This window comes from Streptomyces sp. NBC_01551 (genome assembly GCF_026339935.1).
In the GTDB taxonomy this organism is placed as follows: domain Bacteria; phylum Actinomycetota; class Actinomycetes; order Streptomycetales; family Streptomycetaceae; genus Streptomyces.
Window position 1 is genome coordinate 5,804,651 of sequence record NZ_JAPEPX010000001.1, and the last position, 26,816, is coordinate 5,831,466.

21 protein-coding genes and 1 pseudogene are annotated in these 26,816 nt (G+C 70.9%); 8 read left to right on the top strand and 14 right to left on the bottom strand.

Annotated features, from left to right (window positions below; genetic code table 11):
* Window positions 1–2: 2 nt before the first annotated feature.
* Window positions 3–1,487, bottom strand: coding sequence for a hypothetical protein (locus tag OG982_RS26215; RefSeq protein ID WP_266949302.1), 1,485 nt, complete (start codon window positions 1,485–1,487; stop codon window positions 3–5).
* A 420-nt stretch (window positions 1,488–1,907) separates the two neighbouring features.
* Here OG982_RS26215 and OG982_RS26220 point away from each other — a divergent pair, with 420 nt between their 5' ends.
* Genes OG982_RS26220 through OG982_RS26240 form a run of 5 tightly spaced genes read left to right on the top strand, consistent with a single transcriptional unit; the run spans window position 1,908 to window position 9,086 of the window.
* Window positions 1,908–3,416 (top strand): aldehyde dehydrogenase family protein, encoded by a 1,509-nt coding sequence (locus OG982_RS26220; protein WP_266782547.1) that lies wholly within the window; start codon window positions 1,908–1,910, stop codon window positions 3,414–3,416.
* The gene (locus OG982_RS26225) at window positions 3,413–4,939 is read left to right on the top strand and encodes a GMC family oxidoreductase (RefSeq protein ID WP_266782545.1); all 1,527 of its coding nucleotides are present in this window, start codon (window positions 3,413–3,415) and stop codon (window positions 4,937–4,939) included. Before OG982_RS26220 ends, OG982_RS26225 begins: the two co-directional genes overlap by 4 nt.
* Complete coding sequence (locus tag OG982_RS26230) at window positions 4,936–6,039, top strand: glycine betaine/L-proline ABC transporter ATP-binding protein (protein WP_266782543.1); 1,104 nt, start codon at window positions 4,936–4,938, stop codon at window positions 6,037–6,039. Before OG982_RS26225 ends, OG982_RS26230 begins: the two co-directional genes overlap by 4 nt.
* Before the next feature lie 52 nt (window positions 6,040–6,091).
* The gene (locus tag OG982_RS26235; protein ID WP_266949303.1) at window positions 6,092–8,107 is read left to right on the top strand and encodes an ABC transporter permease subunit; all 2,016 of its coding nucleotides are present in this window, start codon (window positions 6,092–6,094) and stop codon (window positions 8,105–8,107) included.
* A gap of 1 nt (window position 8,108) precedes the next feature.
* The gene (locus OG982_RS26240; RefSeq protein ID WP_266949305.1) at window positions 8,109–9,086 is read left to right on the top strand and encodes an ABC transporter substrate-binding protein; all 978 of its coding nucleotides are present in this window, start codon (window positions 8,109–8,111) and stop codon (window positions 9,084–9,086) included.
* A 53-nt stretch (window positions 9,087–9,139) separates the two neighbouring features.
* Here the strand turns inward: OG982_RS26240 and OG982_RS26245 are convergent, their stop codons facing one another.
* From OG982_RS26245 to OG982_RS26255, 3 genes are all read right to left on the bottom strand, one after another.
* A complete protein-coding gene (locus OG982_RS26245; protein WP_266782537.1) occupies window positions 9,140–10,582 on the bottom strand; it encodes a hypothetical protein in 1,443 nt (480 codons plus the stop codon).
* On the bottom strand, window positions 10,579–16,428 hold the full coding sequence (locus OG982_RS26250; protein WP_266949307.1) for an ATP-binding protein: 5,850 nt from the start codon (window positions 16,426–16,428) through the stop codon (window positions 10,579–10,581). Before OG982_RS26250 ends, OG982_RS26245 begins: the two co-directional genes overlap by 4 nt.
* 135 nt (window positions 16,429–16,563) lie before the next feature.
* A complete protein-coding gene (locus OG982_RS26255; protein ID WP_266782533.1) occupies window positions 16,564–16,968 on the bottom strand; it encodes an FKBP-type peptidyl-prolyl cis-trans isomerase in 405 nt (134 codons plus the stop codon).
* A gap of 197 nt (window positions 16,969–17,165) precedes the next feature.
* On the opposite strand from OG982_RS26255, the pseudogene OG982_RS26260 reads away from it, so the two are divergent.
* Window positions 17,166–17,435: pseudogene (locus OG982_RS26260) on the top strand (WYL domain-containing protein); the annotation flags it as partial.
* 67 nt (window positions 17,436–17,502) lie between these two features.
* Here OG982_RS26260 and OG982_RS26265 read toward each other — a convergent pair.
* The 6 genes from OG982_RS26265 to rpmG form a co-directional block, all read right to left on the bottom strand.
* Window positions 17,503–18,675 carry a GTP-binding protein gene (locus OG982_RS26265; protein WP_266782530.1) on the bottom strand — a complete coding sequence of 391 codons (1,173 nt, stop codon included), beginning with the start codon at window positions 18,673–18,675 and terminating at the stop codon, window positions 17,503–17,505.
* Between the two features lie 7 nt (window positions 18,676–18,682).
* The gene (gene rpmF / locus OG982_RS26270) at window positions 18,683–18,853 is read right to left on the bottom strand and encodes a 50S ribosomal protein L32 (protein WP_007267665.1); all 171 of its coding nucleotides are present in this window, start codon (window positions 18,851–18,853) and stop codon (window positions 18,683–18,685) included.
* A gap of 128 nt (window positions 18,854–18,981) precedes the next feature.
* Window positions 18,982–19,221, bottom strand: coding sequence for a 30S ribosomal protein S18 (rpsR, locus tag OG982_RS26275; protein ID WP_266782527.1), 240 nt, complete (start codon window positions 19,219–19,221; stop codon window positions 18,982–18,984).
* Between the two features lie 61 nt (window positions 19,222–19,282).
* On the bottom strand, window positions 19,283–20,437 hold the full coding sequence (locus OG982_RS26280) for a GTP-binding protein (RefSeq protein ID WP_266949309.1): 1,155 nt from the start codon (window positions 20,435–20,437) through the stop codon (window positions 19,283–19,285).
* The gene (locus tag OG982_RS26285; protein WP_266791685.1) at window positions 20,437–20,691 is read right to left on the bottom strand and encodes a type B 50S ribosomal protein L31; all 255 of its coding nucleotides are present in this window, start codon (window positions 20,689–20,691) and stop codon (window positions 20,437–20,439) included. The genes OG982_RS26280 and OG982_RS26285 overlap by 1 nt, the downstream gene beginning before the upstream one ends.
* A gap of 37 nt (window positions 20,692–20,728) precedes the next feature.
* Complete coding sequence (rpmG, locus tag OG982_RS26290) at window positions 20,729–20,893, bottom strand: 50S ribosomal protein L33 (RefSeq protein WP_266782523.1); 165 nt, start codon at window positions 20,891–20,893, stop codon at window positions 20,729–20,731.
* 69 nt (window positions 20,894–20,962) lie between these two features.
* Between rpmG and rpmB the strand changes: the two genes are divergently transcribed.
* Window positions 20,963–21,199 carry a 50S ribosomal protein L28 gene (gene rpmB / locus OG982_RS26295; RefSeq protein ID WP_266782521.1) on the top strand — a complete coding sequence of 79 codons (237 nt, stop codon included), beginning with the start codon at window positions 20,963–20,965 and terminating at the stop codon, window positions 21,197–21,199.
* Window positions 21,199–21,504: a 30S ribosomal protein S14 gene (gene rpsN / locus OG982_RS26300; protein ID WP_266949311.1), complete on the top strand. Its 306-nt coding sequence runs from the start codon at window positions 21,199–21,201 to the stop codon at window positions 21,502–21,504. The genes rpmB and rpsN overlap by 1 nt, the downstream gene beginning before the upstream one ends.
* Before the next feature lie 1,304 nt (window positions 21,505–22,808).
* On the opposite strand, the gene OG982_RS26305 is transcribed toward rpsN, so the two are convergent.
* The 4 genes from OG982_RS26305 to OG982_RS26325 all read right to left on the bottom strand — a co-directional run bounded on the left by OG982_RS26305 (window position 22,809) and on the right by OG982_RS26325 (window position 26,766).
* The gene (locus OG982_RS26305; protein ID WP_266949312.1) at window positions 22,809–23,069 is read right to left on the bottom strand and encodes a hypothetical protein; all 261 of its coding nucleotides are present in this window, start codon (window positions 23,067–23,069) and stop codon (window positions 22,809–22,811) included.
* 318 nt (window positions 23,070–23,387) lie between these two features.
* On the bottom strand, window positions 23,388–24,167 hold the full coding sequence (locus OG982_RS26310) for a 5'-nucleotidase (protein ID WP_266782515.1): 780 nt from the start codon (window positions 24,165–24,167) through the stop codon (window positions 23,388–23,390).
* A gap of 417 nt (window positions 24,168–24,584) precedes the next feature.
* On the bottom strand, window positions 24,585–25,703 hold the full coding sequence (locus tag OG982_RS26320) for an acyl-CoA desaturase (RefSeq protein ID WP_266949314.1): 1,119 nt from the start codon (window positions 25,701–25,703) through the stop codon (window positions 24,585–24,587).
* Between the two features lie 7 nt (window positions 25,704–25,710).
* A complete protein-coding gene (locus OG982_RS26325) occupies window positions 25,711–26,766 on the bottom strand; it encodes a ferredoxin reductase (RefSeq protein ID WP_266782513.1) in 1,056 nt (351 codons plus the stop codon).
* Window positions 26,767–26,816 lie beyond the last annotated feature (50 nt).

Here is a 26,816-nt window from a genome sequence, read left to right on the forward strand (position 1 = left end):
GGTCAGGACGAGAGGCGCACGCGTATGAGCTCCCGGCGCGAGATGCGCGTTCCCCGCTTGTGCTTGATCCGGAAGTACTCCCGGAGTCCTGGCTCGTCCGCGTCGTCGTCGAAGGTGACGGCGTGTGCGCTCCCGTCGTCGAGCAGCCGCCCGACGCACTCGGAGAGCGTGGTGGGCCCCGTGCCGCGGTACCCCCAGGACAGCCCCGGGGCGCCCATGGCGGGGGCCGGGTACAGCACGCCGTCGCTGGTGCGCACCCAGATCGGGTCGTCCAGGATGACTTCCTTGAGGACGGACCCCGCCGGAAGGCGCTTGGGGGCCCGTCCGATGTAGGTGATCTCGCGGGCGTCACGGAAGATGAACTTCCCCTTGACGGCGACCACGGGGCTTCCGGTCGCCGGATCGACGAAGGTGCCCACGGTGTCGTAGTCCTCCTCCCACATCCGGTGGAGGGCGGTCGGCGGCACGGCACGCAGCCGGTTGATCCACTCGGCCGCGGCTCGGCTGACATTCGTCCGCATCACGTTGAACGTGCCCCCGTACGGAAGGTCCTCCGCGCCGCTCCACTGGCTGACCTGTTCCAAGCACTCCACCGCCAAGTCGTCGGTGCGCGCGCAGAGTTCGGCGAGGCCGGCGCCGACGATGTCGTCCGTGGCGACCTGCGCGAGACCGGGGTCGGCTGCCGTCTCCGGCACGGCCGGGAACACCATGGAGGCCGCCACCCTCCCAGCCCGACCACGGAGGTCCGCCATCTCTTTCAGGGCGCCGTCCGCGGCTCCGGCCCGGATCCGGTGGCCGATCGTGAAACAGGCACGCCGGAGCGGGGAGCCTTCGGGCTCCTGCCGCGCCAGCGTGTAGAGCGGCTCCCAGGAGGGGGAGGTGACCACTTCCACGCGCCGGGGTTCGTCTCCCGGCCGCCATGTGGTCAGGTGCTCCTCGCGGCGCAGTGCATCGGGCCACCACGGGACGCCCGTCCCCAGATGTGCCGCCAGCTCCGCCCAGGACGGGTGGTAGACGAGCTCGGGCCGCTCCCGGTCGACCGCGCGCAGCTCGGGCCCGTCGAGGTCGTGGGCGTAGCCGACGGCGACGACGGTGTCGGCGTCGTCGTGAAGGTCGAGGAGTCCGCGTTCCGCGTCGATCCAGTCGTACAGGGGGTAGGCCACGCCGACGACCACACCCTGTGGCGTCCGCCACAGCCCGGTGAAGCGGTCGGCGCGGTCGCTCGCGTCGTCCCGTGGGGCCCGGCACGCACCGCCGAGGTATTGGGGCTGGGCCGGGGCCGCCGGGCGCAGGAGCAGGGGGCCCTTGCCCGCCAGTCCGGGATGTCCGGTGGCGAGCCAGCGGCCGAAGGCGTGCCCGGACCACATCGTCTCGCCGCCGGTGCGGGCGGGATCGAGCGGGGAGGGCATGCCGGTCGCGAGGCTCGCCCACGCGGCCTCCGACAGGCGGAACACGTCCTTCAGCTCCGCCGCGGTCAGCTTCTCCAACTCGGCCCCCCTCCAAGATCCTTGACGCTGTTCATCATGAGGGAAGGGGCTGACAACTCGATAACTCGACAACTCGACCACATGGCCCCGGCCGCGGTGTCCGGAGCGCTCGTCATGAACCGCCGGAGGGCTCCCTCACCCTGTGTGACGGTGCGCGATGGTCGTAGGTCCCGCCCCGCCCCTTGGCCGGGCCGGCCGTGTTCGCACGTCACCCGCCCCGCGCGGATTCCCGCTCCGCCTCGTGCGTCGCCGCCGCAACTCCCCTCCGTGCCGTATGTCCGCATTTGCGGTGACTTTGTGAGTGAAGCAGAACACTCTCCGCAAGGCATTGCGCATGGATCCCGGAAGCCGGGGCAGGCGGCCGGATCGTGCCGGTCTGACCGGCAGGGGGATCGCAAGCACGGAAAGGCCATACGCAACGTGACGGCAGCACAACAGACCATCCATGTGGGCGGAGAGTGGCGCACAGCACTGTCCGGGGCCACGCGCGAGATCATCGACCCCGTCGACGCGACCGCCTTCGCGGTCGTGGCGGAGGGCGGCGTTCAGGACACGGACGACGCCGTGGCGGTGGCGCGCGCCGCGTTCGACGACGGTGCCTGGCCGCGTACGCCGGTCGCCGAGCGGGCCGCCCTGCTGCGTCGGGTCGCCGCCCTGCTGGAGCGAGACCGCGAGCGGATCGGCGCCCTGGAGAGCCAGGACGCGGGCAAGACGCTGGAGGAGGGCCGCGTCGACGTCGACTGCGTCCGCGACGCCTTCCTCTACTTCGCGGACCTCGTGGCGAACGAGGCCGCCGCACGGGTCGTCGACGCCGGTTCGGACGAGATCCACAGCGTCGTCGTGCACGAGCCGGTCGGGGTCTGCGCCCTGATCACGCCGTGGAACTACCCGCTGCTCCAGGCCAGCTGGAAGATCGCTCCCGCCCTCGCCGCCGGCAACACGTTCGTGATCAAGCCCAGCGAGATCACCCCGCTGTCCACCGTCGTACTGGTCGAACTGCTCCTGGAAGCGGGACTTCCGCTCGGCGCGGCCAACATCGTCACCGGCCCCGGCGACACCGTCGGCGCCCGGCTCGCCGAACACCCCGACGTCGACCTCGTCTCGTTCACGGGCGGCCTCGTCAGCGGTACGAAGGTCGCCAGGGCGGCCGTCGACAGCGTGAAGAAGGTCGCCCTCGAACTGGGCGGCAAGAACCCCAACGTCGTGTTCGCCGACGCCTGTTCGACGCCCGAAGGGTTCGACACCGCCGTCGACCAAGCACTCAACGCCGCCTTCATCCACAGCGGCCAGGTCTGCTCCGCCGGCTCCCGCCTCATCGTCGAGGAGCCGCTGCGCGAGCGTTTCGTCGCCGAACTCGCCCGCCGGGCCGAACTGATCCGCCTGGGACGCGGCACCGACGAGGGTGTCGAGTGCGGTCCGCTGGTCTCCGCCGCCCAGCTGGCGAGGACACAGGGCTACGTCGCCTCCGCCCTCGCCGAGGGCGCGGTCCTGCGGGCCGGCGGCGAGAAGCCGGCCGGTCCCGGCTACTTCTTCCGCCCCACGGTCCTGGACCGCTGCCACCGCGGCATGCGCGTCGTCCGCGAGGAAGTCTTCGGCCCCGTCCTCACCGTGGAGACCTTCCGCACCGAGGAAGAGGCCGTCGCCCTCGCCAACGACACCGAGTACGGCCTCGCCGGAGCGGTGTGGACCTCCGACGAGCACCGCGCCCAGCGCGTCGCGGCCCGGCTGCGCCACGGCACCGTCTGGATCAACGACTTCCACCCCTACCTGCCGCAGGCGGAATGGGGCGGTTTCGGGAAGTCCGGCATCGGCCGCGAACTGGGCCCCGGCGGCCTCGCCGAATACCGCGAGGCCAAGCACATCTACCGGAACCTCGCCCCGCGCCCCGTGCGCTGGTTCGCGGGCACGACGGAGAAGGACCAGGCATGAACGACCAGCACGTGTACGACTACGTCGTCGTCGGCGGCGGCACCGCGGGATCCGTGATCGCCTCCCGGCTGACCGAGGACCCCGATGTCAGCGTCGCCGTCATCGAGGGCGGCCCCAGCGACGTGGGCCGCGACGACGTCCTCACCCTGCGCCGCTGGATGGGGCTCCTCGGCGGTGAGCTGGACTACGACTACCCCACCACCGAACAGCCCCGGGGCAACTCGTACATCCGCCACAGCCGTGCGCGGGTGCTGGGCGGTTGTTCCTCGCACAACACCCTCATCGCGTTCAAGCCCCTCCCCTCCGACTGGGACGAGTGGGCGCAGGCCGGCGCCGACGGGTGGGACGCGGCGGCCATGGATCCCTACTTCGCCCGGCTGCGCAACAACATCGTCCCCGTCGGCGAGGCCGACCGGAACGCGATCGCCCGGGACTTCGTCGACGCGGCGCAGAGCGCGCTCGGCGTGCCGCGCGTCGAGGGCTTCAACAAGCGCCCCTTCCACGAGGGCGCCGGCTTCTTCGACCTCGCCTACCACCCGGAGAACAACAAGCGCTCGTCCGCGTCGGTCGCCTACCTGCACCCGTTCCTGGACCGGCCGAACCTGCACATCGCCCTGGAGACCTGGGCGTTCCGCCTGGAGCTGGAGGGCACCCGCGCCACGGGCGTGCACATCCGTACCAAGGAGGGCGCGGAGCACGTCGTACGCGCCCGGCGCGAGGTCCTGGTGTGCGCCGGGGCCGTGGACACCCCGCGCCTGCTGCTGCACTCGGGCATCGGGCCGCGCGCCGACCTGGAGAAGCTCGGCATCCCCGTCGTGCACGACCTGCCGGGCGTCGGGGAGAACCTGCTAGACCACCCCGAGTCGGTCATCGTGTGGGAGACGCACGGTCCGATCCCGGAGAACTCCGCGATGGACTCCGACGCCGGCCTGTTCGTCCGCCGGGACCCGGCGTCCGAGGGTCCGGACCTGATGTTCCACTTCTACCAGATCCCCTTCACCGACAACCCCGAGCGCCTGGGCTACGAACGGCCCGCGCACGGCGTGTCGATGACCCCGAACATCCCCAAGCCGCGCAGCCGCGGCCGGCTCTACCTGACCAGCGCCGACCCCGCGGACAAGCCCGCGCTCGACTTCCGGTACTTCACCGACGAGGACGACTACGACGGCCGGACCCTCGTCGACGGCATCCGCATCGCCCGGCAGATCGCGGCGAGCCAACCGCTGGCCGGATGGCTCAAGCGCGAGGTGTGCCCGGGGCCCGAGGTGACCTCCGACGAGGAGCTCAGCGCGTACGCCCGCCACGTCGCGCACACCGTCTACCACCCGGCCGGCACCTGCCGGATGGGAGCCGTCGACGACGAACTCGCCGTCGTCGCGCCCGACCTGAGGATCCGGGGCCTCGACGGCATCCGGATCGCCGACGCGTCCGTCTTTCCCACCATGACCGCCGTCAACCCCATGATCGGCGTGCTCATGGTCGGCGAGAAATGCGCCGACCTGCTGGGAGGCACCACCCGATGAACACTCCGCCGCACACCACGACCCCGCACGCCGCGACCCCGTCGCAGACGTCCGCGGACTCCGTCTTCTCCGTACGAGACCTGTGGAAGGTCTTCGGTCCGAAGGCCGACCGCGTGCCCGCCGACAAGGAGCTCGCCTCCCTCGGCGCCGCCGAGCTGCGCGAGCGCACCGGCTGCACCGCGGCCGTCCGCGACGTCTCCTTCGACGTCCGCAAGGGCGAGGTCTTCGTCGTCATGGGCCTGTCGGGCTCGGGCAAGTCCACGCTCGTACGCTGCCTGACCCGGCTCATCGAGCCGACCTCGGGCAGCATCTCCATCGACGGCGAGGACGTGCTGTCCATGGACACCGGCCGGCTCCGCGAGCTGCGCCGGCACCGGGCGGCGATGGTCTTCCAGCACTTCGGGCTGCTGCCGCACCGGACGGTGCTCGACAACGTCGCCTACGGGCTGGAGATCCAGGGCGTGGGCCGCGGCGAACGGCGCGAGCGGGCGGCGGAGTTCATCACCAAGGTCGGTCTGGACGGCATGGAACAGCGCAGGCCGAGCCAGTTGTCCGGCGGCCAGCAGCAGCGCGTCGGCCTGGCCCGCGCACTCGCCGTGGACCCCGAAGTCCTGCTGTTCGACGAGCCGTTCAGCGCGCTGGACCCGCTCATCCGCCGGGACATGCAGGAGGAGGTCGTACGCCTGCACCGGGAGGAAGGCCGCACGATGGTCTTCATCACGCACGACCTGAGCGAGGCGCTGAAGCTCGGCGACCGCATCGCGCTCATGCGCGACGGCCGGATCGTGCAGCTCGGCACGCCGGAGGAGATCGTGGGCGCCCCCGCCGACGACTACGTCAGGGACTTCGTCCGGGACGTGCCGCGCGAGCAGGTGCTGACCGTCCGCTCGGCGATGCGCCCCGCGCTCGCCGACGAGCGCGAGGCCGGTCCCGCGCTCGCCCCCAGCGCCACCGTCCACGAGGCCATCGAGGCCGTCGCCCGGACGGGCGAGAACGCGCGGGTCGTCGAGGACGGCCGGTGCCTCGGTGTGGTCGACCACGCGGGACTCCTCGGTGTCGTCGCCGGGGTCCCGGCCGCGACAGGGAAGGCGGTGGCCTGATGTATCCCCATACGACCTGGCCGCCGCCGTGCGACACGGGGAGGTGTGGCCGATGACCGCCACCGTCACGCCCGCTCCCTCGGGCTCCCCGACCAAGACCGACACCGCCACCGCGACCGGCAACGCGACCGACACCGCCACTGGCGCCGGGCCCGGGCTGCTGCGCGCGCTGGCGCACCACCGCGGTCGGCTGATCGGCGCCGGCGCGGCCGTCGCCCTCGTCCTCGGCTGCGTGCTCCTGGGCCGCGGCAGCTGGCCGGCGTCGCTCGCCGTCGACCTGTCCGGGCCGCTGGAGCGCACCAGCGACTGGATCATCGACAACCGTGACGGCCACCCGCTGTTCCTCTACTTCCTCGGGCACGTCAGCAACGTCGTGGTCGTGTCCGTCCGCGCCGTGTACCTGGTGCTGCTCGCCCTCGGCTGGGCCGGCGTCACCGCCGCCGCCGCTCTCGTGGCCTGGCGGGTCGCGGGAGTCCGGCTCGCGCTGACCTCCCTCGCCGCCTTCGCCGTGTGCGGACTGCTCGGCATGTGGGTGCCCACCATGCAGACGCTCGCCCTGATGGTGGTCGCCGTCGCCGCGTCCGTGCTGCTCGGAGGTCTCCTCGGGCTGGCCGCCGGCCTGTCGGACCGTACGCACCGCATGCTGCGGCCGGTGCTGGACACCATGCAGGTGCTGCCGGCCTTCGCGTACCTCCTGCCCGTCGTCCTGGTCTTCGGCATCGGCGTGCCCGCGGCCGTCCTCGCGACCGTCGTCTACGCGGCCCCGCCCATGGCCCGCCTCACCGCGCTCGGACTGCGCGGCGCCGACGCCGGCGTCGTGGAGGCCGCCACCTCCCTCGGCGCCACCGGCAGGCAGCGGCTGCTGACGGCCCGGCTGCCGCTGGCCCGCAAGGAACTGCTGCTCGGCGTCAACCAGTCGATCATGATGGCGCTCGGCATGGCCGTGATCGCCTCCGTCATCGGCGCGGGCGGTCTCGGCGACCGCGTCTACCAGGCGCTGGCCTCCGTCGACGTCGGTGCCGCGCTCGCCGCCGGCGTGCCGATCGTGCTGCTCGCCATCGTCTTGGACCGGGTCACCGCCGGGGCGGGGGAGCGGATCGGCGCGGCCCCGACCCACCGGGCGGGGCTCCGCTGGGCCGTCGCCGCCGCGACGACCGCCGCCGTCGCCCTCGCGGGACGCCTGTCCGACCGGCTCTCCTGGCCCGACGCGTGGACGGTCGACATCGCCGGACCCGTCAACGGCGCGGTCGACTGGATGACCGCCCACCTCTACTCCGGCCTGCCCCTCGTCGGCGGCACCGCCGACTGGGCGGCACGGTTCACCACCTGGGTCCTCAACCCCCTGCGCGGGGGCCTGCAGTGGCTGCCCTGGTGGGCGGTCCTTCTCACCGTCGGCGTCCTCGCCCTGCTCATCGGCACCTGGCGCACCGCCGGGACCGCCGTCCTCGCCATGGCCGCGATCGGCGTGCTCGGCGTCTGGGACCCGGCGCTCGACACGCTGTCCCAGGTACTGGCCGCGGTCGCCGTGACGCTCCTGCTCGGCTTCGCGCTCGGCGTCGCCGCCGCCCGCAGCGCCCGCCTGGGACGCGCGCTGCGACCGGTGCTCGACGTGTTCCAGACGATGCCGCAGTTCGTGTACCTGATCCCCGTGGTCGCCCTGTTCGGCGTGGGCCGTGCCCCGGCGGTCGCGGCCGCCGTGGTCTACGCGCTGCCCGCGGTCGTGCGGATCACAGCCCAGGGCGTGCGCGCGGTGGACCCGGCCGCCCTGAAGTCCTCGCGCTCGCTGGGCGCGACGGGGCGGCAGCAGCTGCTCCAGGTCCAGCTTCCGCTGGCCCGGCCCGCGCTGCTGCTGGCCGTCAACCAGGGCGTGGTGCTGGTCCTCGCCGTCGTCGTCATCGGCGGCCTCGTGGGCGGCGGGGCGCTCGGCTACGACGCCGTCTTCGGCCTCGCCCAGGGCGACCTGGCGACCGGTCTCGTCGCCGGCGCGGCGATCGTCTGCCTCGGCCTGATGCTCGACCGCGTCACCCAGCCGACCCAGCGCCGCGACCTCGCCGGAAAGGGGGCCTGACATGGCTCGCACACGCTTCGCACTCGGCGGCTCCGCACTCGCGGCCGCCGTCGCCGTCGCCCTGACGGCCCTCACGGGCTGCGGCGCCGCCGACATGACCCGCCAGGCCTCCCCGTACGCCGACGCGAAGGGCTCCCGCACGGTGACGCTGTCCGTGCAGTCGTGGGTGGGCGCACAGGCCAACGTCGCCGTCGCCCAGTACCTGCTGGAGCACGAGCTGGGCTACCGGGTGGACACCGTCCAGATCGACGAGGTACCCGCCTGGGACGCACTCAGCCAGGGCCGCGTGGACGCCATCCTGGAGGACTGGGGCCACCCGGAGCAGGAGAAGCGGTACGTCGAAGACAAGGCGACGATCAAGCGGGGCGGCGACCTCGGCGTGACCGGCCACATCGGCTGGTTCGTGCCGACGTACTTCGCCGAGGAACACCCGGACGTCACCGACTGGAAGAACCTGAACAAGTACGCCGACGAGTTCCGCACCGCGGAGAGCGGCGGCAAGGGCCAACTGCTCGACGGCTCCCCCTCGTACGTGACGAACGACAAGGCGCTCGTGAACAGCCTGGACCTCGACTACCAGGTCGTCTTCGCGGGCTCGGAGGCGGCGCAGATCACCCAGATCAAGCAGTTCGCCAAGGAGAAGAAGCCGTTCCTGAGCTACTGGTACAAGCCCCAGTGGCTCTTCGAGAAGGTCCCGATGACGGAGGTGAAACTGCCCGCCTACCAGGAGGGCTGCGACGCCGACCCGGCGAAGGTGGCCTGCGCGTACCCGCACACGCCGCTGCAGAAGTTCCTCAACGCCCGCTTCGCGGACGGCGGGGGCGACGCCGCCGCGTTCCTGAAGAAGTTCCGCTGGACGACCGACATGCAGAACGACGTCTCCCTGATGATCGCGGAACAGAAACTGGCCCCCCAGGAAGCGGCGGCCCGCTGGGTGAAGGAGAACGAGCCCACCTGGCGGACCTGGCTCCCGTCCTGACACCCGTGCCCGGAGGAGGATCCCCGAGACCCCCCTCCGGGCACGCCGGGACCTCAGGAGCACAGGACGTGCACCAGGGCCTCCAGTGCGGAGTTGTCGAGAGTGGTGCGGTGGGCGAGTTTGTTGCGGGACATCCACAGGGTGCGCAGCCGGTCGGCCTCCGGCTGGGTGAGCCGTACGTGGCCCTGCAAGTGAGCGCGCCACATCGCGCCGAGTTCCATTTCGGCCCGCTGGCCGTAGAGGACGGCGAGTTCGGTTGCGGGGAGGCGTGAGCGGACCCCGATGACCTCGGTGAACTGCTCACGCGCCTCGTCGAGCAGGGGCAACAGGGCGTGATTCTGAGCCAGCCAGATACGGGCGCGCACACTGTGCTCGTGTTCGCCCGCGCCGTCGGGGCGGCGGCGCAGCCGCCCGTCCCACCTGTCGAGCGTGCCCAGGTTCCATTCGGGGCGCAGCGAGGCGTTCGGATGGAGCAGGGCCGCGGTCGGCTCCGTCTTACGCGGGCCGGGCACGGGGATCGGGTCGGGTACCGGTCCGGCCGTGAGCAGCCGCAACTGCGAGGGAAGGCTGTCCGGGAGTCCGTCCCACTCGACCGCCAGTCGCGCCGCCAGATCGAGGAAGGGCCCGCACACTTCGACCACGGTGGCCTGCGCCACCGCTTCGAGGAGCTGGTGCCGGGCGGCCGGACCGGACGGGCGGGGCCGGGCCATGGCAACCACGGTGGCGGTGTCCAGCCGGCCGAGGGCACCCCACCACCAGTGCACGCCGACATCCTCGCGCGCGATCTGCTCAGGCAGTTCCACGGGCAGCCCCGCTGACGTGGCCAGCACCAGCAGCCGCGGGCGCCGTCCCGGAGGCAGGCCGGCCGCCTTGACCGTGGCGGACAACCGCCGCAGCAGGTCGGTCGCAGCGGTCGGAGCCGGTTCCCGCCAGCCGCGCACCACGATCACCCGGGTCGCGTCAGGGCCGCCCGCAGCGGTGGTGAGGCGTTCGAGGAGACCCTCGATCCCCGTGTGCCCCCCCTGGTACTCGCCGGAGACCGAGTCTCCGAGTTCCTTGGCGATCCGGTCGGCCAGGGCAGGGACGCCGGACTCCTCCCGCTGGACGTCTGGGGCCGAGGCCGCACGAGCCTGCGGAACCGCCGCGTCGTGCGCCCGCACGGCCGAGAAGGCGGACAGCCCGTCGTCGTAGTCCAGGATCGGGTCCGTACCGCCCCACGGGTCCGAGGGCGCGGGCGGCGGTGGGGCCGGGGCAAGGCTCCCGGGCGCCGCGCCGTCGCCGGGTGCGGGAACGAGGACGAAGTCCGCCAGTTCGTGGAGCAGCTCGTCCAGCAGGGCTTCGGCGGCGGCCGGTACGCCGGTCAACTGGGCCTGCGGGAACAGGCAGAGGCAGCTCTTTCCCGCCCGAAGGTCACCCAGCAGCCGCCGCATCCACAACCGCACTCCGGGCAGCGCGGTCACCGGGGTCCCGGAGGGCGCGTGGGACACGGGAGTCACGACGGTTCCGACAGGACCTGGAGCGCCCGGAAGGTGATCCGGTCCAGCGAGCAGCCCTCCGGTCCGTCGTCCAGCACGCCGTGGTCGAGCAGTCGGCCCACGAGCGATCCGACTTCCTCGATCTGCAGCCCGGTGACCGAAGCGATGTCGGCATAGGCACACCCCTCGCCCGGTTCCACGTACTGACTCCACTCGGTCAGCACCTCTGTCAGACGGGTGTCGAGCTCGACCCGCTCCAGGTGCACACGGGCGAACTCACGCTGCCCGATGAAGTCCCTGGCGTCCTCCAGGGCTGCTTCGAGCGTGGAGCCCTCCCGGGTGATGCGGTGCACGGTCCGCTCCAGCAGGTGGGGCCAGCCACCGGTGAGCTCGATGACCCGCCGCCGCTTGTCCGGCGTGTCGAACGGACACTCCGGCCAGGCGCGGAGACTGTCGGCGGTCCACCGTTCGGGACGCACCACGCAGGTGATGAGTTCGTCCTTCTGGTCGAGCTCGGCCGGGTCCACCAGCAGGACGGCCGTCCGGTGGGGTACTCCGCCCTCCGGCGAAGAGGTATGGGCGTGCAGGGCCTTCGCCCAGTCGGCGACCTCGGCGGACCCGCGACCCCGGACGTCGGCCAGGAGCAGGAACGGTCGGCCGTCCGCGTTCTGCGTCAGAGCCTGGGGCAGGGCCCCGGCGGGCGCGTCCCGGAAGTCCAGTCCGCGCGCGGTGGAGTACGACTTCACCGCACGCTTCACGAGCGCCGGACCGTGGGCCTCGGTCAGGCACACCGCGGCCACTCCGGGCGCCGTCACCAGGTGCAGCTGGTGCTCCGTCAGCGGGCTGTAGCGGGAGATGCCCGCGCGGTCCGGCCCGACGAAGCGCCTGGAGAAGCGCGGGTTGTAGTCGTAGGGCAGGTCGAATTCGGTTTGGCGCAACTCGAGTTCGAGGTCTTCCCGGGTTCCCAGCATGCTGACGACGTTCGGGCTGCGGACGGCGTACAGACGCGCGTCGGCCAGCTGGATGAGCAGGCCCAGGCCGACCATCTCGTCCAGGTAGATCCGTACGTCGCTCGCGGTGAGCGAGCTGAACCCCTCCCGCCAACGCTCCTTGGCCGCCCTCAGGAGCTCGTCGGCGTCGTAGCCGTACCGGTACCGGTCCTCCTGGCTGCGCAACGCGATCACCAGGGCGAGGACCCGGTAGCGGTCCTCCAGGTTGATGGTGATCCGCAGCCGCTCGGCGATGTGGCGGTGGACCTGGGCGGATCCGGTCACGGACCGGACGTCCTCGTCGGTGACCGTGATGGGCCACTTCGCCGAGGCGAGCGACTTCCCGCGGAGCGTCGCGACGAGCCGCTCGCAGAAGATCTGGACCAGGCAGGCCTGGTAGTTCGTCGCGGCGAGTACCCGCCAGACCAGCTCGGGCCGCTCGAAGCGGTACCCGAACGCCGCCATCGGCTCGACGACCAGGCGCTGTGCCTCGGCCGGCTTCAGTGTGCTGATCAGCACGTCCGGGCCGCCGTGCGTCAGGGGCACGTTGGACAGGTGGCTGAAGCGCTGGACCTGGTGCAGACCGGCGAAGACGATTTTGAAGCGACGGTCGGTGCGGTCCATCAGCCCCTTGAGACGGAGCACGTTGGAGAACGTGGCCTCCCCGCCCCGCCCGCGTACGGCCTTGGAGTCCGCGGTCAGGAAGGCGTCGGCCTCGTCGGCGAGCACCAGCACCCGCCTGTCGTGACTCTCCTCCAGCCACCTCTCCACCCTGTCGAGCATCGCATCCGGGGCGTGGCCGGAATCCACCGACTCGCCCAGCACGCCCACGCGCTTCAGCTCGTCCTCGAGTACCGCCCAGATGCGCTCGGCCGGCTCGGCCTCACCCACTCCACGCGCCTTGAGGTCGACGTAGATGGCCTTGCGGCCGGGGGTGCCCGGGAAGGTCGCCTGCACCTTGCGCAGGAGAGCGGACTTGCCCAACTGGCGCCCGCCGTAGAGGAACAGCGCGCCGAGCGGGTCCGTGACGGCGGCGATCTCCTCCTGCCGCCCGTAGAAGACCTCCGGCGGCACGAGCCCGGCCACGAAGGGCGTGTACGGGTTGTACGCCGTCCAGGGCAGGGTCACGCGTTGGGTGGCCCGGAAGGATCGCGGCGAGCGCGCCGCGACCCAGCCGAACACGGCAGGGTCCACCACCAGCGCCTGTTGGGAGGAGGCGGTGCGCGCGCGGGCCGCCATCGCCCGGCGTCCGTTCAGCCCGAGCGGGTACAGGTAGAGGATCAGGCAGGCCCCGGAGTCGCTGCTGTCCAGCAGTTCCAGCGGGCTGCGGCCGCGCTGTTCGTCGGAGACCACGAGGATCGTGTACGAGGACGCGGCCGACCCCAGGGCGGCGACGTAACCGGGCGCCGTCTCGCTCGCCCGAGCCCGGGCGGTGAGCCGCAGAACACCCCGCACCTCGTGCTGCTGGTCCCGGACGGGCGTCTGGGGGCATTCCAGCCCCAGCACGCGCAGGACCGACGGGATGTGCCGCTGCCACTCCGAGCCCCGGGTGGCGGGCCGGCACAGGGCGTCCCACGAGTCCAGCCCGCTCTTCGCGCCCTCGGTGAGGGGCTCCCCGTCCACGTAGAAGTCGGCCCAGGGCCGGGCGGAGTAGCCCTGGGCGCCGGCCTTGCGCACCCCGGACAGCTCGATCCCGGCGGTGAAACGCTCCAGCTCCGCCCCCGAGTCCGTACTGCTCCAGTCGGGGAGGGGTTTGCCCTCGCGCAGCAGCGCCAGACATTCCTCGGCGGTGACCGTGTCCCCGGCGTGGAGCAGCGAGGTGAGGCGCTGTAGTTCCTCCGCCGGGGGGTTCAACGCGGCCAGGCTTTCGTGGAGGCGCTCCACGTACTCCTGGACCTTCGCCCGCATCTCGCCCTCGAGGACGGTGATGCCGGCGCAGGCACGGCCGAACGCGCCCTCCGGGGCGGGTCGGCGCAGCTCTTCGAGGCGGCCGACGAGTTCCCGCTCCGTCTGCATGTCGAGCTGCTGGGTCCGCAGTTCGGCGAGGAGGGCGCTCGCCGCGGCGTGGGCCTTGCGGTGAACGGCACTCCAGCGGGTCCACTCGGGGTCGCGCAGTTGCCGCCAGTCGCGGGGCACGGCTTCGAGGCCCTCCGGCAGGGCGGGAACGAGGTCCTGCTCCAGCGCCGAGACCAGGGCGTCGGCGAGATGAAGGTCGCCCCGCTCGAAGTACCTCCGGAGCACCGTGCGCACGTCGACCGGCTCCAGCAGCGTGAGCACCGCCTCCCCGAAGCCCTCCTCGTCGGGCCGGGGTGCCCCTTCGGCCGACCGCGGGAGCTCCGGCGCGGCGAGCAGAGCCTCCGTCCGGGGTTGGTCCATCACACGCGGGGCGTCGGGGTCACGCGCCGGGACGGCGGCGCCGGGTGACCGGTCACCCTCGAGCAGCCACGTGCGCAGCCGCAGCAGAGCGGCCCCTTCGACGCCCGGCGGGGGCGCTTCGTGAAGTACCTGGTCCAAGGCGTGGCGGAGGCCGGTGGTGCTGTCCGCTCGCTCGTCGACGGCGGGGGCGGCCAGCGCACGGGCACGGGACAACAGGTCGGACACCTGCTCGATGCTGCGGAGCAGAGCCCTTTTGGCGGCGGCCTCGATCGGTTCCTTCGCCTGCTTCGGCGTGCGGATCTCGGCGTCGGCCTCCTCGATCATGCGTTCCGCGGAGCCGCGCTTGCGGAAGAGCTCCCAGATCTGGTCGAGGTCGGCCGCTCCGGCGGTGCCGGCCGCCCAGGCGCTGACTCCGTCCAGAGCCTTCCCCAAGGGCTGGTCCGAGCCGATCAGACGGGTGCGGACCTGGGTCGCGCGGGTGTAGCCGATGCGCTGGCGCCGCAGGGCATCACGCAGTGCGGCGGCTTCCGAGGAGAGTTGGTCCGCGGTGAGTCCGGTCATGTCGTCGGTGGTGAGACGGGTCGCGCTCAGGTCGAGCCGGTGGTAGCGGCGCAGCGCGTCGACGGCCCGTTCGAGGAGCTTGCCCCAGTTCCCGGGCACGGTGGAGGAGAGGTCCGTCTGGATCAGGAGGTCGTTGGGCCATCCCGCCAGCAGACCGGCCCGCAGCGAGGCCACGGCGGCGAGCACCAGGGCGGGCCGGTCGGCCTGGAGCAGCTGGATCTCCGGGTCGAAGCCGGTCATCACGGCCACGGCCTCTCCCTCGTCGCCGCAGGCGAAGGCGGCCTCGGCGAAGGCGAGGCAGTCGGCGCGGTGCGGGGGCTCCGCCGAGCCGGCCGTCGTCCAGTAGGCCTCCTGGAAGCGGCCCTGGCCGATCAGTCGGGCCACCGCGGCCTCGTCGTCGCCGGGCGTCGTCGGGGTCTTCCAGGGCAGGAAGGACGATTTCGCCGCGGCCGCCGGATCGAGGGCCGGGGCCGGCGTGTCCGTCGGGGCGCCGGAGGCTTCCGTGTAGGTCCGTTTCGACGGCGGGCTCTGTGTCCCCGCCGCGCGCGACCCGCCTTCGGTCTCGACCTCCCGAGTGGGGACGGATCCGGCGGCCGATGCCGCGGGCGGGGCGGGCGGGGCGGGCGTGGATGCCGCGGCCGGTTCGGCCTTGGAGGATCGGGCCGCGGCCGGCTCCGCATCCGGGACCGCTTCGGGCTCCGGCTCCGGCTCCGAGTGCGAGCCCGAGTCCGAGTCCGAGGGCACGGTCGACACCGCGACCGTGGCGGTCTCGACAGCCGGCTCCGGGACCACATCGGGTGCGTGGTTCTGCTCCGCCGTGAGATCCGGCGTCGGTTCCGTAGCCGGTTCCGTTGCCGGTTCGGATCCCTCGCCGGGATCGATGCTCCGGGCGCGTTCGGGCGCGGCGGCGGGCAGGGCGTCGTCCGGCGGTGCGGCGGCATGGGCCCCCGCCGCCACGAGTTCGCCGATGCGCGCCTCGAGCGCGGTCAGTGACTGCTGCAGCGGTATGCGGTGCGGTGCGTCGGACGCGGTCCTGTCCAGGAGGACGCGAAGTCCCTCGCGGTCCTCATCCAGCCTGCGCAGCTCCTCGGCGCGCTCTGCCGCGGTGTCCCGCAGCTCCTGCGTGATCGCGTCGAGTTCGGCGAATCCCGCTTGCCCGGACCACTCCCGGCCGTTGGCGGCGAGGCTGTCCGCGATGCGGGACCGAGCCTGGCGCCATTCCTCCAACCGCAAGGCCAGCAGACCCGGAACAGCCCGTCCCGCCTGGACCTGCCCCAGTGCCTCTTCCAACACCCGGCCCAGTTCCGCCGACCGCTCTCTCAGCACCTGCCGCGACGCAACCACCTGCTCCTCAGTGATCCCCACGATCGACGGTTCGCCCTCTTCTCCTTGTATGACATCCGACTCGACGGCTTCCCCGTCGGCGTCGGATCCGTCTTCGGATCCGTCTTCGGCTTCGCCGGCCGGACGGCATGGTCCGTGGCCCCGCCCGCACCTGCACGGTGTCCCGGCGGCCGAGGCGGCCGCCCACAGGTCTTCCCAGTGGTCCCCGACCGACCCGCCGTCGGCGACGGGACGGTCGCAGAGGCCGTACAGGGTGATCTGCGCGAGCACGGGATCGACCTCGCTCAGCATCTGCCGCAGATGCTGAGCGGCGGGTGCCGACAACTGCTCCGCCGGATGTCCGTAACACCGCTCCAAGCGGTACATCGTCCAGCCCGAGGCATATTGCGCGATCGCCGCGAGGCTGCCCGCACTCGTGCGGCTCAGCCATGTACGAGCCGCCTGGACCTCGCGGCGCCGCAAGCGCGGCGCCAGCCCGTTCACGGCGGCGATTCCCGGTATGTGCGCCAACATGCCCGGGATCATGAGCAGTTCTCGGAGTGCGCGGTCGTCCAGCCCGGTCACCCAGGCGCGGAGCGCGTCCCCCTTGGTGTGCATGGACGGATCTTGCCAGAAGCGCGTGCTGCCGCAGGCGGTTTCCGGCAGATCCGGCGACCCGGGGTGCACGGCGGCAGCAAACCCGGGAGACGACGCAGCGCGTCGAAGGGGTGGGAGCGGCCAGGGTCACTACAACTAGGCTTTGCTCCACCCGGCTGTGCCGGAATACGAGTCCAGCAGGTCCACCACGAAGACCAGGGTCGACCCCGCCGGGATCAACGGCGATGGCGACTGATTGCCGTAGCCGAGACGCGGGGGAACGATGATCTCGCGCCGACCGCCGACCCTCATCCCCCTCACCCCCCGGTCCCAGCCCTTGATGACCTTGCCACTGCCCAGGGCGAACTTGTACGGCTGGCCCCGGTCCCAGGAGGCATCGAACTCCTTCCCGGACTCGAAGGTCACCCCGACATAGTGGACCCTCACCACCATGCCCGGCTTCACCTCGGCCCCGTCCCCGACGACCAGGTCCCGGATGGTCAGCTCGGTAGGAGCGTCACCCTCCGGAACCTCGACCTCGGGCTTCGTCGGTTCACTCATTGCAGCCTCATTCACTCTCCGTCGAAAGCCCCGCACGGACCAGCCGGACACATGGACACCCCATGCGGCTGATGGTCACGTTACCGAGAATGCCGATCCCCGGAGCGCGGCCTCGCAGCCGTGGGTGACCGGAGAGTGTGACCTCCAGCGCCAGCCGCTCCAGCCCGAGGTCCAGCGGGCCCCAGATCGGACCGGCCATGCTCGCCGTCCTGGCCGCCGCTTCCCGCGACCACGAGATCGTCACCTTCGACTACACCACGCGCCAAGGCGCCTCCAGCTCCCGCCGCGTGGAACCCCACAGCCTCGTCCCCGCCATGGGCCGCTGGTACCTCGTCGCGTGCGACACCCGTGCGAACGACTGGCGGATCCACCGCCTCGACCGCATGACCGGTCCCGCCCCCACCGGCCACCGGGTCCCCGCGCGCACCGTGCCGGCCCCCCACCCCCCGTCAACCACGCCGGCCTTCTTCTGGGCGAGGTGGGCGTGCCGGGCTGGGCGGTGCCGTGGCTGCGACCACCGCCCAGCCCGGAGTTTCAGGCCGCCTCGGGGAGGGGGTGTTCGTGCTCGCAGGCGTCGTCGATGCCGTACGTCTCCCACGCCGGGAAGTCGTCCTCGGCGGGTACCGGCTCGCCCGGGTCGAGCAGGCAGGCTTCGAGGGCTGCGCGGAGGGCGTCGGGGCGAAGCCCGGTGCCGATGAAGACCAGCTCCTGACCCTGGGCGGTATCCGGACCGAGGGCGCCCGAGGGTTCGAAGCGGGCGACGGCGCCGGCCTGGGACCAGAGGCCGGTCACGCGGGGGCGGCCGGCGAGCCGGAAGAATCCCTTGGAGCGCAGGATCTGCCCGAAGGTGCCGCTGTCGAGGCCCTTGGTGACGAACGTCCACAGCCGGCCGGGGTGGAAGGGCAGGTCGGCGCGGAAGACGAGCGAGGAGATTCCGTACTCCTCGGTCTCCGGAACGTGGTCGCCGTTGAGCTCCTTGACCCAGCCCGGGGCCTGCTGTGCGCGCTCGACGTCGAACAGGCCGGTGCCCAGCACCTGTTCGAGGGTCACCTGCCCGCGGACGGCGGGAACGATCCTCGCCTCGGGGTTCAGCCGCGAGAGCGTGGCGCGCAGCCTGGCGACCTCGGTCGGCCCGACCAGGTCGAGCTTGTTGAGGACGATGACGTCCGCGAACTCGACCTGGTCCATGAGGAGGTCGCTGACGGTGCGTTCGTCGTCCTCGTACTGGTCGAGGCCGCGGGCGGTGAGTTCGTCGCCACCGGTGAGTTCCGGCAGGAAGTTCGCGGCGTCCACGACGGTGACCATGGTGTCGAGCCGGGCGAGGTCGTCCAGGGTGGCGCCGTCGTCGCGCGGGAACGAGAACGTGGCCGCCACGGGCATCGGCTCGGAAATTCCGCTGGACTCGATGAGGAGGTGGTCGAAGCGCCCCTCGCGGGCCAGCCGGGCGACCTCCTCCAGCAGGTCGTCGCGCAGGGTGCAGCAGATGCACCCGTTGGTCATTTCGATCAGCCGCTCCTCGGTGCGCGACAGCGCGGCCTGTCCGCCGCGGACGAGCGCGGCGTCGATGTTGACCTCGCTCATGTCATTGACGATGACCGCGACGCGCAGGCCCTCGCGGTTGCCGAGGATGTGGTTGAGCAGGGTGGTCTTTCCCGCGCCGAGGAAGCCGGACAAGACGGTTACGGGCAGTCGGTCGTACGTCGTCATGGCCTGCTCAGCCCTCGGGGCGGAGCAGGCCGCGCTCGTACGCCTTCACCAGGCGCTGCGGCACCTGGTACACCGAGCCGTCGACCGTGATCGGAACGAGCTGTGGGGTGGTGGCCTTCCACTGGGCGCGGCGGTGGCGGGTGTTGCTGCGGGACATCTTCCGCTTGGGGACAGCCATGGGTATCTCCTGTGTGAGTCGGGGCCGGGCCTCGTCGGCGACACTATGTGAAAATGGATTCCATTACCAATTATGCTCTCCGGTGGGGTCGCCGTCGAGGAGTTCTCGCTCGGCACACCACCGTGTGGTTACCGGCTGCTGCCGTATGGGAGCAGGGCCATCTCGCGAGCGTTCTTGATCGCCGCGGCGAGGCGGCGCTGCTGCTGGGCCGTGACGCGGGTGACGCGGCGGCTGCGGATTTTCCCGCGGTCGGAGATGAACTTCCGCAGCAGGTCGGTGTCCTTGTAGTCGATGTAGGTGATCTTTGCCGCGTCCAGGGGGTTGGGGCGGGGCTTGAGCGGCTTGTGCGGGGTTTGGCGGCGGGCCATGGGGACTCCTTGCGGGGTGTGGGTGTGGGTGTGGGTGTCGGAGGTTCTCGGATCCGGATGTTCAGGCGACGGGGTCGAGGAGGGAGTCGAAGACAGCGGGGAATTCCCGCCATGCCTCGCGTCCGGCGGTGTATTCGGCGTCTGTGAGCAGGCAGGACTCGAGGAGTCGCTCCAGCCCGTCGCGGTCGAGGTCGGGCGAGGTGAAGACGAGGTGCTGGCAGCAGTCCCCGTGCTCGGGATGCCAGTCGAGGGAGGCAGCCGCCCTGCGCATCGGCGGCACCATCTCCCAGGCGGCGTCCGGCAGGGAGGCCAGCCAGGGCCCGGCGTTCTCCACGCACAGGGCGCCGCCCGCGGCGTCCCAGGCGAGCAGGGTGTCGGGGCGGTCGGCGAGCCAGAACCGGCCGCGGCTGCGGGCGGCGGCGCAGCAGAGGTCTTCCAATGCCTCGTAGAGGCGCTCGGGGTGGAAGGGGCGACGGCGGTGCCAGACGAAGGTGGTGATCCCCGCTTCCTCTGCCTCTTGGGGCAGGAGGGCGCAGGCCGGGTGCTGAGCGGCTGCCGCCGTTTCCACGTCGAAGCCGGCGAAGGCCAGCTGGGCGAGCTCTCCGGATCCGGCCGATACTCGGCGGGCGGTCGGGTGGAGTTGGGCGAGGAGGGCGCGGTCCTCGTCGTCGGCGTCTTCGCTGTCGACGAGGGCGAGTACGGGGGCGTACTCCAACTGGCGCGCCCAGGTGTCCCCGACGGTGCGCTGGTCGGTGGGGGCCGCGGCGAGGCCCGCCTCGGCCAGGTCGTCGCCATTGACCAGGTAGGGCAGCACGAGCGCGGGGTCGACCGCAGTCATGACACCGGTGAGATCGAGTACGTCGCCACCGTGTTCGGTGATGACCTCGGCCATCGCCTTGGGCTCGACGGAGTCCCACAGCTCGACGATGGCCAGTCGGGTCATGCCGCTTTCCGCCAGCCGTTCCAGCTCCGGGACGAGGTCCTCGCGCAGTGCGCAGCAGGCACAGTCGTTGAAGAGCGGGGCCTCGTCGCGGGACAGCTCGCCCGAGGCGTCGCGCACCAGACGCTGGACCGTGCCCGCCGCTGCCGTGGCGAGGTCGTGATGGAGGGCGACGCTTCCGAGGACGGTGTGCAGCAGCCGGTCCACCACCTCCTTGCGGGCGTCGCAGTGGAGCCCGCCGACGATGACGACGGGCAGCCGGGCTCTGTCCCGCATCAGTTCGCACCGTGGCGTGCGTAGCGGCGCTCGAAGCGCTCGACGCGGCCGGCGGTGTCCAGGACGCGGGCGGTGCCGGTGTGGAAGGGGTGGCTCTGCGAGGAGATCTCCACGTCGATGACGGGGTGGGTATTGCCGTCCTCCCATTCGACCGCCTTGTCGCTGGTGGCGGTGGACCGGGTGAGGAAGGCGAAGTCGGCGGCCTTGTCGCGGAAGACGACGGGGCCGTAGGCGGGGTGGATTTCAGGCTTCATGGCGGTGTCCTTCTGGGGTGTGTCGGCGCGGGCGGGGTCAGCGCTCATCGCGGAAGTCGACGTGTCGGCGGACCACCGGGTCGAACTTGCGCAGGCCCATCCGGTCCGGGTCGTTCCGGCGGTTCTTGCGGGTGACGTCGGTGTAGCCGGTTCCGGCGGTGGAGCGGAGCTTGATGATCGGGCGTACTTCGGGGCGAGCCATGAGGCTAGTATACGACAATGGTTTCCATTACCAATAGGCGCTCCGTCGCCTGGAGAGGCAGGTAGTCCCATGTCCGCCCACTGCCAACTGACCGGCGCCCAGCCGGGCTTCGGCAACAACATCTCCCACTCGCACCGACGCACCTCCCGCCGCTTCGACCCCAACATCCAGCGAAAGCGGTACTGGCTGGCGAGCGAGGGGCGACACGTGCGCCTCACCCTGAGCGCGAAGGCGATCAAGGCCATCGACACCATCGGCATCGAGGCCGCGGTGTCCCGGATCCGCGCTCGGGGGGTGAAGGTCTGATGGCCAAGAAGAGCAAGATCGCGCAGAACGAGAAGCGCAAGGCGATCGTCGAGCGGTACGCCGCCAGGCGCGCCGAGCTGAAGGAGGCCCTCCGGCAGCCGTCCTCGACAGAGGCCGAGCGGCGCGCGGCGCTCGAGGAACTGCGCAAGCAGCCCCGCAATGCCAGCGCCACGCGGGTGCGGAACAGGGACAGCGTCGACGGTCGGCCCCGCGGGCACCTGCGGAAGTTCGGGCTCTCGCGTGTCCGGATGCGTGAGCAGGCGCACGCCGGATTCCTCCCCGGAGTCACCAAGTCGTCCTGGTAGTACCCGTGTATCCGGCGGGAGTGCGTGGGCCCACATTCCCGGCGGGGTGTGGGCCTACGCGTCACCCTGCCCGTATCGACTGATGGGAAGCGAAATGCCCAAGGGTCTGCTGAGCGTGGTCGCCGGCAGTGCCCCTTGCATCCGGGGCCTGGTGGTGGATCAGCAGCCGCAGGCCGGCCCGCGTGCGGTGGTGCTGTCGGTGTCGCTCCACTGCCGCGACGAGGGCTGTCCCGTCGTGCAGCGATTCAGTACCGGGCCGATGCGGAGCCGGCCGAGACCGTGACGCGGGGCGCGTCCGGTGACCCGGTGGTGATCCTCCGCCAGGACTTGCCGGCCATCCGGCGGGCGATGGGACAGCCCCACGTCATCCTCGCCCTCCCTCCGGAGCTGGATGTCCTACCGTTCCTGTTGGAGTTGTGGCAGCCGCGGACCGCGGTGAGGGCCGTGTGCGACCACTACGATCCCGCGCCGGTTCTGGTCGGCGTCGATCTGGATTCCTTCACGGCCGACATCGGGCGTGTCCACCGGGCCGTGAGCCTGTGGGAGGGCGGGGCCTGCGCCACTCCCGCGACACCGGCCGAGGTCGCTGCCCGTCAGGTGGAGGCGGCGAGCCGTTCGTCGCCATGCCCGCACGGAGCATGGCGCAGTACATCTCCTACGGGGGGCCGTCGCCGAAGGCTGAGCTGCAAACCTACTGCCGACCGCAGCTACATGGAGGCTGGGGTCTACGGCATCACCTGGTCGAGTGCGAGGAAGTACGTCTTGGCCCGGACGGAACTCGCCACGGGTCTGGCCAAGCGTCCTGGACGGTGTTCAGGAGCAGGCCAACCGTCTCATCGAGCAGTCGGTGGAGGAGCGGAACCGCGTCAGCCAAGGCGCCGGACCTGCGAGGTGAGCCGGGTTTGGTCCGTGACTGGTCCGGAAGTGCTGGTCAGATGCGGGATACGAGTGGGAGGAACTGGGAGGAAAGGAGTAGATCGAAGCTCACCTCGAGCGAGTCGAGCTGAAGGCGCCTGCCGGGTAAAGGCCCAGGTCAGGCGCCTTCTTCTATGTCTCTAGAAGAAGCCGAGACGCTTCGGCGAGTACGAGACGAGGAGGTTCTTCGTCTGCTGGCGGTACAGCAGCTGCACTCATCCTGACCTGCTGAAATGGTAGTCGGTGAAGCCTTCTGCCAGGGGCTGGCCCGGAAATGGTCCGGATCTTGGTAGGTTCCGGCCCGGGCGGCAGGGATCGGGCAGGAGCGGGAAGCCGTGGGAGCGATCGGCAGCGGGGAGGGCGCTCCCTCGGGTGGCCTGAGCTTTCGGCTAGGAAGGGGGAAACCGCTTCATGATCAGTTCCAGAGGTACGCGACCGGTACGCAACCACGGAACCGTCGTGTCCCGCGCCGTGTCCTGGCTGTCCGTCTGCCGTGCGTCCAGCACGTCCGCCCGTCGGGCCGCCACATCCCGTGCCTGAATCTCGCGCGGGTTGCCGTCCTCGGCGTCGCTTTGCACGTGGGCGGCGATGACTCTGCCCATCCGCTGGTACACCGACATGCGCTCGATGAAGCCGCGTTCCTCGCGCACTTCTGCACAAGTGAGGCGGCGGGGTACGTGCAATCGGCGATCACGGAGGTCTTGTTCGAGCAGTGCCGCGCCGCCTGCCGCTCCGAGGTCCGGTTTGTCAGGTCCAGATGTCGGTCGAAACCTGAGAGCCGCACGTACCGGTTGGGCATGCCGGCCTCCGCTCGCTGTACGGCCACCCTGGGCCGCTGCTTCTGTCAGGGGCATTCCCCCGGTGCAATGCGATAGTCCGAGCTCCGATCGTGACAGGGACAGCTGCGCTCGTCCGGGGGCTGGCAGGCGCGCTGGCCGATGCACGAGGCATGGTCGCAAGTACGCCACTCATTCAGGCCCCGGAAGGGGTGCATTGACGACTCCGAACGGTACGTGAACGCTTGGGGTGGCCGGCGCCGTGCCGGCCAGGTGGGAGACCTGGTCGTCGAAGAAGATGTGCGGGTCGAGGGCGCTCATCACGGCGGCCTCGTCGATGCCGCCGAGGAAGAAGGCGTCGTTGACGCGCAGTCCCCACTGCTTGAGGCTACGCACGGCACGTTCGTGCGCGCGGAACCCGTCGATGCCGGCGGTTCGGTAGATCCGCTCAGAGGAGTCGCCCGCCAGTACGCCGTCGAAGTCGAAGGCGATACGGAGTTCCTGGTCGGTGTCGTCATCGACTCGCTCGGTCTCGAGTACATGCCCCGCCGGCAGGCCGTCGGCCACTGCTTCCCGAACGTCGGAACCGTTGGCCGACAGGAACAGGGACATGTTCAGAGCGGGTATGAAGCGGTGTGACGACCGGCCTTGCTGGAACACGGCCCGACTGATGTGCAGGCCGTGCGCCGCGATGGAACGCATGACGCGGAGCCCGGTGTCCGGGTCATTGCGTGACAGGATGATGACCTCGACCAGCGGATCGAGGGGCTCCGCGAGGTCGTTCAGCGACAGCAGGCGCCGGACGAAGGGGAAGGCCACCCCCTTGTCGAGGACGTCGTCCACGTGGGCCTCCTGGTACCTCCGGTGCGCGTCCTCACCCTGCTCCCGGAACACCGCGTCGCAGTCGGCGAGGTCGAACAGGGCGCTGGAGGCGATCCCGATGACGACACGGTCGGACAGGTCGTACTCCATCTCGCCCCCTGCTGGCACACGTGCAACATCGAGATGGTTATCGCCTGTTCGAATATGCCGAAAACGTGCGCGCCCCCTGCTCTGTAACCAGCTGCGCTCCGGGCGGCCGCGTCCGGTGACTCGTGGACGGGGCGGCGTGCAGAGCGAGAACGGCCGACCGCACGGGTCGCAGCCGTCCTTCTCCGGTACCCCTTCGCGCCTCCGTGTCCCCTCGGGGAGTCAGGGATCCATCCCGTGAAGGGGATCTTCGTGACCACCACGGCCGCAGCCGCGGCAGCAGCCGCCACTGCCCACGGCTACCCCCGCCAGGGCGGGAACCGAGAGCTGAAGAAGGCGATCGAGGGCTACTGGAAGGGCGTCTCACCGAACCCGGCGGCGCCGCCGGTACGGCCGAAAGATCTGAACCGGTACTGGGAATCAGGCAGCGACGAGCTCCTGCTCGCGGTCCGGCGCATCGACCTTGGGCTTCTTGTTCGGCAGCGAGAGCCGGAAGACCTTGTGCCACGCGGAGAACACCTGCTTGGGCAGCGGCCCGGTGACGTACTCCAGCTCGTACTTTTCGAACAGCGCGCGCACCTTCACCGCGACCTCGGCGTACCGGTTGCTCGGCAGGTCCGGGAACAGGTGGTGCTCGATCTGGTGCGACAGGTTGCCGGTCATGAAGTGCATGGCCCTGCTGCCGCTGATGTTTGCCGAGCCCATCATCTGGCGCAGGTACCACTGGCCGCGCGTCTCGCCCTTGATCGACCGGCGCTCGAAGACCTGCACGCCCTCGGGGAAGTGCCCGCACATGATCACCGAGTGGGACCAGATGTTGCGGACCAGGTTCGCGGTGAACGTGGCGGCGAGCGTGGTGAGGAACGACGGGCCCGACAGCAGCGGGTGGATCACGTAGTCCTTGAGCACCTGCTTGCGGATCTTGCGGCCCACGGCCTTGGCCCGCGCGCGGAACTCCGGGTTCTTGCGGCGGCGCTTGTGCAGGTTCTTGCCGAGCTCCAGGTCGTACGCCGCGATGCCGTACTCGAAGAAGCAGGCGTTGAGGAAGTTCCACAGCGGCTGGCCGAGGTGGAACGGGTGCCACTTCTGGTCCTCGTCGACGCGCATGATGCCGTAGCCGAGGTCGTTGTCCTTGCCGATCACGTTGGTGTGCGTGTGGTGCAGCTCGTTGTGCGAGTGCTTCCACTGATCGGACGGCGAGACGTGATCCCACTCCCAGGTGGTGGAGTGGATCTTCGGGTCTCGCATCCAGTCCCACTGGCCGTGCAGGACGTTGTGGCCGATCTCCATGTTGTCCATGATCTTCGCCACGGACAGACCGGCGGTGCCGAGCAGCCACGCGGGTGGGAAGAACGAGAACAGCAGTACGCCCCTGCTGACCAGCTCGAGCCTGCGCTGCGCCGAGATGACCTTGCGGATGTAGGCGGCGTCCTTCTCGCCGCGGCTGGCGATCACCTCGTCGCGGATCGCGTCCAGCTCGCGGCCGAGCTCCTCGATCTGCTCCGCGGTCAGGTGGGCGGTGGGGTCGATGGCGGTCAAGGTGCTCCTACCGTTCGATGTCGCAGGGGCCCGCCGCGGCGGACACGCAGGTCTGGATGAGGACGCCCGGCTCGGCCTCGGTGATCTCGCCGGTGCGCAGGTCGCGCACGGCGCCCGCCTTGAGCGGCGTGATGCAGCCGAAGCAGATGCCCATGCGGCACCCGGAGGGCATGAGCACGCCGGCCTCCTCGCCGACGTCCAACAACGGCGTGGCGCCGTCCGCCTCGACGGTCTTGCCGGTGGCGCTGAACGTGACCTCGCCGCCGTCACCGGCGACGACGATGCCGGGGCGGAAGCGTTCGGTGTGCAGGCGCTCTCCGACGCCGTGGCCGCTCCAGAACTCCTCGGCGGCGTCGAGCAGGCCGGCGGGCCCGCAAGCCCAGGTCTCGCGCTCGGCCCAGTCGGGTACCAGCTCGTCGAGACGGGCGATGTCGAGCACGCCGTCCGTGTCAGTGTGCACCTCGGTGAGCCGCAGCTTCTCGGCCGCGACCAGGTCGTGCAGTTCATTGCGGAAGATCACGTCTTGCGGCTGTGGCGCGCAGTGGACCATGACGACGTCGTCGAACTCGATGTCACGCAGCATGCCCATCACAGGCGTGATGCCGCTGCCGGCCGTCAGGTAGAGCACCTTGGCGGGCTTGGCCTTCGGCAGTACGAAGTCACCGGTTGGCTGGTCGAGCTGGACCAGCGTGCCCGGTTTCGCCCTGCGGACCAGGTGGTTGCTGACCTTGCCGTCCGGGATCGCCTTCACGGTGATCGTGACGCGGCCGTCCTGGCGGTTCGTCGGCGAGGTGATGGAGTAGGCACGCCACAGGCGCCTCCCGTCGACGTCGACCCCGATCCGCACGTACTGACCGGCCGTGTGACCGCGCCAGCCCCTTCCCGGCCTGATCACGATGGTCGCGGCGTCACCCGTCTCCGGGTGCACGGCCTCGATGCGCCCACGCAGGTCAGCGCCCGCACGCAGCGGGCTGACCAGGTCGAGGTAGTCCGACGGCAGCAGCGGCGTCGTGATCATCTCCAGCAGCTTCCACGCCCCACTGCGGAGGGTTGCACTCGTCATGACCCCAGCTTGATGCGCCTCAGGGCGTAAAGTCCTGACCGCAGGACGTA